Source organism: Eubacterium ramulus (assembly GCF_003122485.1).
GTDB lineage: Bacteria > Bacillota > Clostridia > Lachnospirales > Lachnospiraceae > Eubacterium_I > Eubacterium_I ramulus_A.
The window spans coordinates 1-8,670 of the sequence record NZ_JRFU01000071.1 but is presented as its reverse complement, the minus strand read 5'-3'; the positions used below and the strand labels follow the sequence as shown (position 1 = coordinate 8,670).

At 43.9% G+C, this 8,670-nt stretch carries 7 protein-coding genes; all 7 read left to right on the top strand.

The annotated features are described in order from the left end of the window. A partial coding sequence (locus LG34_RS06585; RefSeq protein ID WP_109215389.1) for a pyridoxal phosphate-dependent aminotransferase occupies positions 1 to 839 on the top strand: 839 nt, incomplete at its 5' end. Between the two features lie 103 nt (positions 840 to 942). Continuing rightward, a complete protein-coding gene (locus tag LG34_RS06580) occupies positions 943 to 1,443 on the top strand; it encodes a COG2426 family protein (protein WP_109215388.1) in 501 nt (166 codons plus the stop codon). A gap of 150 nt (positions 1,444 to 1,593) precedes the next feature. Next, positions 1,594 to 2,244 (top strand): hypothetical protein, encoded by a 651-nt coding sequence (locus LG34_RS06575; protein WP_330427494.1) that lies wholly within the window; start codon positions 1,594 to 1,596, stop codon positions 2,242 to 2,244. Between the two features lie 772 nt (positions 2,245 to 3,016). Next, positions 3,017 to 5,662 (top strand): valine--tRNA ligase, encoded by a 2,646-nt coding sequence (locus LG34_RS06570; RefSeq protein ID WP_109215387.1) that lies wholly within the window; start codon positions 3,017 to 3,019, stop codon positions 5,660 to 5,662. Positions 5,663 to 5,675: 13 nt separating this feature from the next. Further along, positions 5,676 to 6,995 carry a bifunctional folylpolyglutamate synthase/dihydrofolate synthase gene (locus LG34_RS06565; RefSeq protein WP_207657024.1) on the top strand — a complete coding sequence of 440 codons (1,320 nt, stop codon included), beginning with the start codon at positions 5,676 to 5,678 and terminating at the stop codon, positions 6,993 to 6,995. Continuing rightward, on the top strand, positions 6,988 to 7,125 hold the full coding sequence (locus LG34_RS16685) for a hypothetical protein (RefSeq protein WP_177957619.1): 138 nt from the start codon (positions 6,988 to 6,990) through the stop codon (positions 7,123 to 7,125). The genes LG34_RS06565 and LG34_RS16685 overlap by 8 nt, the downstream gene beginning before the upstream one ends. Positions 7,126 to 7,135: 10 nt before the next feature. Then, complete coding sequence (locus LG34_RS06560) at positions 7,136 to 8,599, top strand: tetratricopeptide repeat protein (protein WP_109215385.1); 1,464 nt, start codon at positions 7,136 to 7,138, stop codon at positions 8,597 to 8,599. Positions 8,600 to 8,670: the final 71 nt, after the last annotated feature.

Sequence of the window (8,670 nt, the reverse complement as noted above, 5' to 3'; positions counted from 1 at the left end):
AGGTATTTGTCGGTGTTGGTTCCGATGACGTTCTTGCCATGTGTTTTATGACCTTTTTTAATGGAGAAAAACCGATCCTGTTTCCGGATATTACCTATTCTTTTTACGATGTGTGGGCAGAGGAATTTCGCATTCCGTATGAGACACAACCGTTAGATGATGATTTCAATATCCGCAAAGAGGATTATTATAAAGAAAACGGCGGCGTGATCTTCCCGAATCCGAATGCCCCGACTGGTGTGGAAGCATCTCAGGAGATGATCGAGGATATCTTGCAGCACAACCAGGATGTTATCGTGATCATCGATGAGGCATATGTGGACTTTGGCGCAGAGACCGCTTTGCCATTACTGGAAAAATATGATAATCTGATCGTGGTTCAGACATTTTCAAAATCACGTTCCATGGCGGGAATGCGTATCGGTTACGCGATGGCATCACCGGAGCTGATCAAATACCTGAATGATGTAAAATATTCTTTCAATTCCTATACCATGGATCAGACTGCACTGGATCTTGGCGTGGCATCCATCGATGATCAGGCATATTTTGAGGAGACATTACATAAGATCATTCAGACGAGAGAACGTGTGAAACTGCGTCTGACAGAGCTTGGATTTACCTTCCGTGATTCCAAGAGCAATTTTATTTTTGCATCACACAAAAGCTGTCCGGCAGAGGAACTGTTTGAAAAATTAAAAGAAAAAGATATTTACGTCCGCTATTTTAAAAAGCCGCGGATTGACAATTATCTGCGTATCACCATCGGAACCGATGCAGAGATGGATGAATTTTTGTCAGAGGTAGAAAAGTATCTGAAAGAAACCGGTAGATTATAAAAAGCCCCAGGCTTGCATAATATTAAGAAAATCCTTATATCTTTTTCTGGAAAAATAGTGTAAAATAATGCAGAATATAAGATGAGATTTTTAGGAGGATTGTATGGAAAGTCTGGTAACCTGGTTTACAAGTACCTTAGGTACACATATTTCAAGGGAAGCGGTTGTGTTTATTATTTCACTGTTCCCGATTCTGGAGCTGAGAGGCGGTATTCTGGCATCTTCATTGCTGGATATTACGATGTGGAAAGGAATCCTGATCAGCGCAGTTGGAAACATTATTCCGATTCCGTTTATTTTATTTTTTATTAAAAAGATATTTGCAGCATTGAAAAAAGCAAAGCTGTTCCGTCCATTGGTTGAGAAAATGGAAAACAAGGCAATGAAAAAACGTGACCAGATCGAAAAATATGAGTTCTGGGGACTTGTTTTATTCGTTGGTATTCCACTTCCGGGAACAGGCGCATGGACAGGGGCTCTGGTAGCATCTCTGATTGATATGGATATCAAGAAAGCGTTCAAGGCGATTCTGGTTGGAATCTGTCTGGCAGCTGTAATTATGACATTGATTTCTTACGGCGTACTTGGTCACATTATCAAATAATCAGAAGCGATATAGAAATGTAGATCTGTTGTCTCAGTGCGGATAGAAGTGAAAGTATTTGCTCTGATTGAGTGAATAAAAAGAAGCTGAGTGTTTTGCCTGCCTAAATAAGACAGACATTATGATTAACGTAAGAGGGGGAATTTTACGATGGAATCTATGGAAGCAAGAATGGTAAAACTGTATGCGAGAAACAACAATCATGTGGCATTGCATGCCATTCCGGGACACTTTGCCACAAGTCATTCCCATATCAATTTTTACATTGATATGACAAGCTTGAAAACCCGTGCGAACGAGGCACAGGAAGTTGCAAAAAGTTTGGCGGGAGACTATGTGAACTCTACTGTGGTAGACACAATCGTTTGCATGGATGGCACGGAAGTGGTCGGTGCATATCTGGCGCAGGAATTTGAAAAACGCGGATTCCGCAACACAAACCTGCATGATACGATTTATGTAGTTACTCCGGAGTACAATGCAAACAATCAGCTGATTTTCCGTGATAACACAATTCCGGCGATCAAAGGAAAAAATGTCATTCTGTTGCTGGCAACTACTACGACAGGATTGACCGTGCGACGCAGCCTGGAATGTGTACAGTATTATGGAGGAACCGTGCGCGGTATTTCTTCTATTTTCAGTACGGTAAAAAAAGTTGGCGGCATGGAAGTACATTCTGTATTTAATGCAGATGATGTGCCGGGCTATCAGGCGTTTGGCAGAGACGAATGCCCATATTGCAAAAAAGGATTTGCCATTGAAGCCATGGTAAATGGATTTGGCTATTCACAATTGTAAGAAACATAGTAAAAAAAGCAGAGTAAGAGATCAGATAAAATGAGAGAAGAAAAATCCTTATTTTATCTGGTCTTTTGTTTTTTCTTCTGGATAGCTGCATATCGTGAATCAGGACTTGACAAGGCAAAAAATGTTGTTTATGATATTTTAAGACTTTGAATGCAGGTTGGAAAGCAATTGTGTTCATGAGCAAGTAGTGAAAGTGGATTGCGAATATCTGCTTTACAATTTTATAGTAAAAAAGGTAGTGACAAAGAGGAGTACGCGAAAGATGCAGTGACAGGGAGAGCGGTTCACAGACTGGAAGACCGTTTGACAGGCAGTTTGCGGAAGGTAGCTTTGGAACCGGATGTCTGAAGCCAGAGTAATATAGGGAACTTGTTCCAGCTATGGAAGAAAGCGGTTTAATAGAACCGGGAATGAGATGGCAGATATATTATATGGTGCGTAGGAAATCTCGGGTGATTCCCGTTAATCAATCGTAGAGATTTCATCTTCATCTGAGTTGGATTCCAAACTTTTATAAGTAATGAAATGGTAGTTCTTCCATTTCAGTGGAGTTCAAAAAGAGACAGGTGAGATAAAATGAAGGTGGTACCGCGTAGATTCGCCCTTCACATGTGTTGTGCATGTGGAGGGCTTTTTAATTCATATGAAAAGGTGTATTTGTATGATAACGGGTACATTTTTGTTAGGTTACAGCATGTAAGCGGAAGATTTTCCGTTTGGCTATTTTTACAAAGAGAATTCATGTTTTGGAAGGAGAGACAGAATGAAGGAATTAGCAAAGACCTATGATCCGAAAGGGATCGAAGACCGTCTTTACCAGAAATGGGAAGACAATAAATATTTTCATGCAGAAGTGGACAGAAGTAAGAAACCGTTTACCATTGTTATGCCGCCGCCAAATATCACCGGTCAGCTGCACATGGGACATGCGCTGGACAACACCATGCAGGATATCCTGATCCGTTACAAGAGAATGCAGGGCTATTCCGCATTATGGCAGCCGGGTACTGACCATGCAGCCATCGCAACAGAGGTTAAGGTTATTAACAGCCTGAAAGACAAAGGTATCAACAAAGCAGATTTAACCCGTGATGAGTTTCTGAAATACGCATGGGACTGGAAAGAAGAGTACGGCGGACGTATCGTAAAACAGTTAAAGAAAATGGGATCTTCCGCTGACTGGGACAGAGAGCGTTTTACCATGGATGAGGGATGCTCCGAGGCAGTCAAAGAAGTATTTATCCGTCTGTTTGACAAAGGATATATTTACAAAGGTTCCCGTATCATCAACTGGTGTCCGGTCTGCAAGACTTCTATTTCCGATGCAGAGGTAGAGCACGTAGAGCAGACAGGTCATTTCTGGCATATCAAATACCCGATCATTGGCGAGGAAGGCAGATTCGTAGAGATCGCAACCACACGTCCGGAGACAATGCTTGGTGATACAGCCGTAGCCGTAAACCCGGATGACGAGCGTTACACAGACATCATCGGTAAAAAATTACTGCTTCCGATCGTAAACCGCGAGATCCCGGTTATTGCTGATCCGTATGTAGACAAAGAGTTCGGAACTGGCTGCGTAAAAATCACACCGGCACACGACCCGAACGATTTTGAGGTAGGAAAACGCCACAACCTGGAAGAGATCAACATTTTAAATGACGATGCAACCATCAACGCAAACGGCGGTATTTACGAAGGTATGGACCGTTACGAGGCAAGAAAAGCCATCGTTGATAAATTAGACGAGATGGGACTGCTTGTAAAAGTAGTTGAGCACGTTCACAACGTAGGTACTCATGACAGATGCAAGACAACCGTTGAGCCAATGATCAAACCGCAGTGGTTTGTAAAAATGGAAGAAATGGCAAAACCGGCGATTGATGCATTACAGTCCGGCAGACTGAAATTTGTTCCGGAAAGCTTCGGAAAGACTTATATGCACTGGCTTGAGGGCATCCGTGACTGGTGTATTTCCAGACAGCTCTGGTGGGGACACAGAATCCCGGCTTACTACTGTGACGAGTGCGGCGAGATGGTTGTTTCCCGCGAAATGCCGGAGAAATGCCCGAAATGCGGTTGCACACATTTAAAACAGGATGAGGATACACTGGATACCTGGTTTTCCTCCGCACTGTGGCCATTCTCCACACTTGGCTGGCCAAACAAAACAGAAGAACTGGATTACTTCTATCCGACAGATGTACTTGTTACCGGATATGATATCATCTTTTTCTGGGTTATTCGTATGGTATTCTCTGCGTTAGAGCAGACCGGAACAGAGCCGTTCCATACCGTACTGATTCACGGACTGGTGCGCGATTCTCAGGGACGTAAGATGAGTAAATCCCTTGGAAACGGTATTGATCCGTTAGAGGTTATTGACAAATACGGTGCAGATGCCCTGCGTCTGACACTGATCACTGGTAACGCACCTGGAAACGATATGCGTTTCTACTGGGAGCGTGTAGAGTCCAGCCGTAACTTTGCAAACAAAGTTTGGAACGCATCCCGTTTCATTATGATGAACCTTGGCGATGAGCAGCCGACCAAACCGGAAGATGCAGATCTGCTGCCGGTTGATAAATGGATTTTATCCAAAGTAAATACTTTGGCAAAAGATGTAACAGAGAACATGGATAAATATGAGCTGGGAATCGCAGTTCAGAAAGTATATGACTTCATCTGGGAAGAGTTCTGTGACTGGTATATCGAGATTGCAAAAGTACGTCTGTACAAGAAAGAAGAGGATCCGAAAGCTGCAAATACAGCACTCTGGGTTCTGAAAACCGTACTGACCAACGCATTAAAGATGCTGCATCCGTACATGCCGTTCATCACAGAGGAGATCTTCTGCACACTTTGTCCGGAAGAGGAGACCATCATGCTTGCTCCGTGGCCGGAATACACAGAAGAGTGGAATTTTGCAAAAGAAGAAGCTGATGTGGAGACCATCAAAGTACTGGTTAAGGGTATCCGAAACATTCGTTCTGAGATGAACGTTCCACCAAGCCGCAAAGCAAAATATTTCATCGTATCCCCGGATGAGAACCTGCGTGAGCTGTTTGCTTCTCACAAAGACATTTACAGCCAGTTAATCTCCGCAAATGAGATCGACGTACAGGCAGACAAAGCCGGAATCCCGGAGGATGCCGTATCCGTTGTTATTCCGAATGCCGTTGTATACATTCCGTTAGAGGAGCTGGTAGACATGGCAAAAGAGCGGGAACGTCTGGAGAAAGAGAAAGCAAAACTTGCAAAAGAGCTGGCGCGTTCCAACGGTATGCTGAACAATGAGAAATTCTTAAGCAAAGCACCTCAGGCAAAAGTTGACGAGGAGAAAGCAAAACTTGAGAAATACAAACAGATGATGGAAGACGTAGAAAATCGTCTGGCACAGTTAAAATAATATGAGTGAAAACATGAAACAAGCGGTGGAATTCCTGTACGGGATTCCGAAGTTTACCAAAAAACACAGCCTTGCACACACGAAACATTTCATGGAGCTGCTTGGCGATCCGGGTAATCACTGCAAAGTCATTCATGTGGCAGGAAGTAATGGTAAAGGAAGCGTTTGCTGCTTCCTTTACCATATGTTGCTTTCTGAGGGAAAAACCGTGGGATTGTTTACATCCCCGCATCTGATGGATGTGCGGGAGCGTTTTCAGTTAAACGGTGATCTTTGCAGCGAAGAACAGTTTCTGTCTGCCTATGCCCGGGTAAAAAAGACAGCAGAGGAACTGGATCAGAAAGGTCTGGGCTATCCGACATTTTTCGAGTTTATTTTCGCCATGGGTATGGTACTCTTTGCGGAGGCGCAGGTGGAGTATGTTGTTCTGGAAACAGGGCTTGGCGGCAGATTGGATGCGACCAACAGTTTTGCCGATCCGGTGTTAAGCATTATCACCTCCATCAGTCTGGAGCATACAGAAATCCTTGGGGATACCATCGCACAGATTGCCGGGGAAAAAGCAGGTATTATCAAGCCGGGCGTTCCGGTAGTTTTTGATGCCAATGATCCGGAAGCTTCCGCAGTGATCCGGGCGCATGCAGGCGAAATGCACAGTCCATGCACTGCACTGGAGAAAAAAATGTTCCAGATTCTGGAATTTAAGAATAATTTTATTGATTTTTCCCTTTCAACTGCGTATGATAAGGAAACAAGATGGACGATTCCGGGAGCCGCAGAATACCAGGTGGAAAATGCAGCGCTGGCGATTCTTGCAATGCGGATCTTGCAGCAGCAGTATCCAGAGGAAGTTGCCGGTGAAAATGCCGAAGAACAGCTTCATGCAGGCATGAAAGAGGCGTTCTGGCAGGGTAGAATGCAGGAAATAGAACCGGAGATTTATTTTGACGGGGCGCATAACACCTCTGGAATAGGAATGTTTACCGAAGCAGTAAATCGACTGACTGCCAAAGATACCTATCGTCCACTTCTGCTGTTTTCCATGGTAAAAGAAAAGGATTACAGTACTTCAATCGATATGCTGACAGCAGATATTTCCTGGGAGGAGATGGCAGTCACCACGATTCCCAATGAGCGTGGCATATCTTTTGAAAAATTAGAGAAACTATTCGAAGAAGATACAGACAGACCGGTGACGGGGTATGCCGATTACCGGGAGGCGTTCAGGGCAATGAAAGAGAAGAAGAAGCCGGGGCAGAAATTTTTCTGTACAGGCTCCCTCTATTTCATAGGTGCATTGATGGAAGTATGGAAGGAGAACTGTGATGATTGATTTTGAGGAAGAATTAAAGAAATTTGAACCGAGTATGGAGATCGAAGAAGCGGAAGATTCTATTTATAACCGCGATCTGACCGATATGATGGATATTTTACAGGAAATGCTGAAAGAAAGCAGAAGATAGGAGGAGACAGATGAACTGTTATTACTGTGGTGCTCATCTGGATTCTATGGGTACCTGTCCGAGCTGTGAAGCAGATGTCAGAGTCTGGAAAAAGATTGTAAGCATTTCCAATAAGCTGTACAATGACGGACTGGAGTGCGCTCAGGCACGGGATCTGACCGGGGCAGTGGAATATCTGAAGATGAGTCTTCGTTATAATAAAATGAATATTCAGGCGCGAAACCTGCTTGGCCTGGTTTATTTTGAGATGGGCGAGATCGTAAAGGCACTGAGCGAGTGGATCATCAGTAAGAGTATGCAGGGGGAGGACAATCCTGCAAATGATTACCTGAATGATATCCAGAAAAGCTCAGCGAGATTGGATACCATGTCCCAGACGGTGAAAAAATTTAACCAGTCACTGACTTACTGCAAAGAGGGCAATACAGATCTGGCACTGATCCAGATGAAAAAAGTACTTGCCCTGAATCCGAAGCTTGTAAAAGGACATCAGCTGCTGGCTTTGCTATATATGAAGGAAGAACGTTATGACCTGGCATTGCGTGCATTAAAAAATGCAAAAAAAATCGATGCCGGTGATCCAAATACGATGCGTTACGAAAAAGAATGCAGAGTGCATCTGACTGCAAACGGCAAAGTAAAACCGAAAGAAAAAGATACGGTAAGTTATCAGAGCGGCAACGATCTGATCATTCGTCCGGCAAAATTTACGGATAATACAGCTGTTTTATCTGTGATCAACCTGCTGGTGGGAGCTGCCATCGGTATCGCTGTGGTATGTTTCCTGATCGTGCCGGGAATCCGGAAAAATGCAAATTCTAACACATCTTCTCAGCTTATCAAGGCAAATGAGACCATTGCCACCAGAGAGCAAAGCATCAAGAGTCTGGAAGATGAGATCGCAGGTCTGAAGCAGACCGTAGAAGATGCACAGACAGCGACAAGTTCCGCGGATCAGAAAAATCAGTCCTACGAGGAACTGTTAAATGCCTATGTGGCTTACGCGTCAGATGACCACGTAAAAGCAGGTGAGACACTGGCGAACGTAAACAGAGATTTGCTCAGTGAAAACGCACAGCAGATTTACGATAATATGCTGACAGACGTACAGAGTGCAATGATGGAAGCCGATATGAACGAAGCGATGAATCTGTATGAGCAGAAAGATTATAGCGGAGCCATCACAAAGCTGGAGTCCATCGTACAGTCCGACGAAGGATATCAGGAAGGTAAAGCAGCGTACTATCTGGCATTTGCGTATAACTATCAGAACGATGAGAGCAATGCATTGAAATGGTTCCAGATTGCAAGAAATAAAACAAATTCCTCCAGTGTACGCAACACCTGTAAGGAAATGATCGACGATATGCAGAGCCGTGGAATTACCGTTCCGGGTGAAAGCCAAACTACGGATAATCAGTCCGATACGTCAGACGGAGATACCTCTGGCGACAACTCAGATAATAATGACTAACAGATCTTCTGGTTATGAAGTGAGATCATCTCAGTCTGAGTTGAGACTCCCACTTCTGCAAGTGGTGAGTA

Excerpts from the sequence above, each read along its gene's own strand:
- LG34_RS06580 (WP_109215388.1), top strand. The coding sequence starts at position 943 with ATGGAAAGTCTGGTAACCTGGTTTACAAGTACCTTAGGTACACATATT.
- LG34_RS06560 (WP_109215385.1), top strand. The coding sequence starts at position 7,136 with ATGAACTGTTATTACTGTGGTGCTCATCTGGATTCTATGGGTACCTGT.
- LG34_RS06565 (WP_207657024.1), top strand. The coding sequence starts at position 5,676 with ATGAAACAAGCGGTGGAATTCCTGTACGGGATTCCGAAGTTTACCAAA.
- LG34_RS06575 (WP_330427494.1), top strand. The coding sequence starts at position 1,594 with ATGGAATCTATGGAAGCAAGAATGGTAAAACTGTATGCGAGAAACAAC.
- LG34_RS16685 (WP_177957619.1), top strand. The coding sequence starts at position 6,988 with ATGATTGATTTTGAGGAAGAATTAAAGAAATTTGAACCGAGTATGGAG.
- LG34_RS06570 (WP_109215387.1), top strand. The coding sequence starts at position 3,017 with ATGAAGGAATTAGCAAAGACCTATGATCCGAAAGGGATCGAAGACCGT.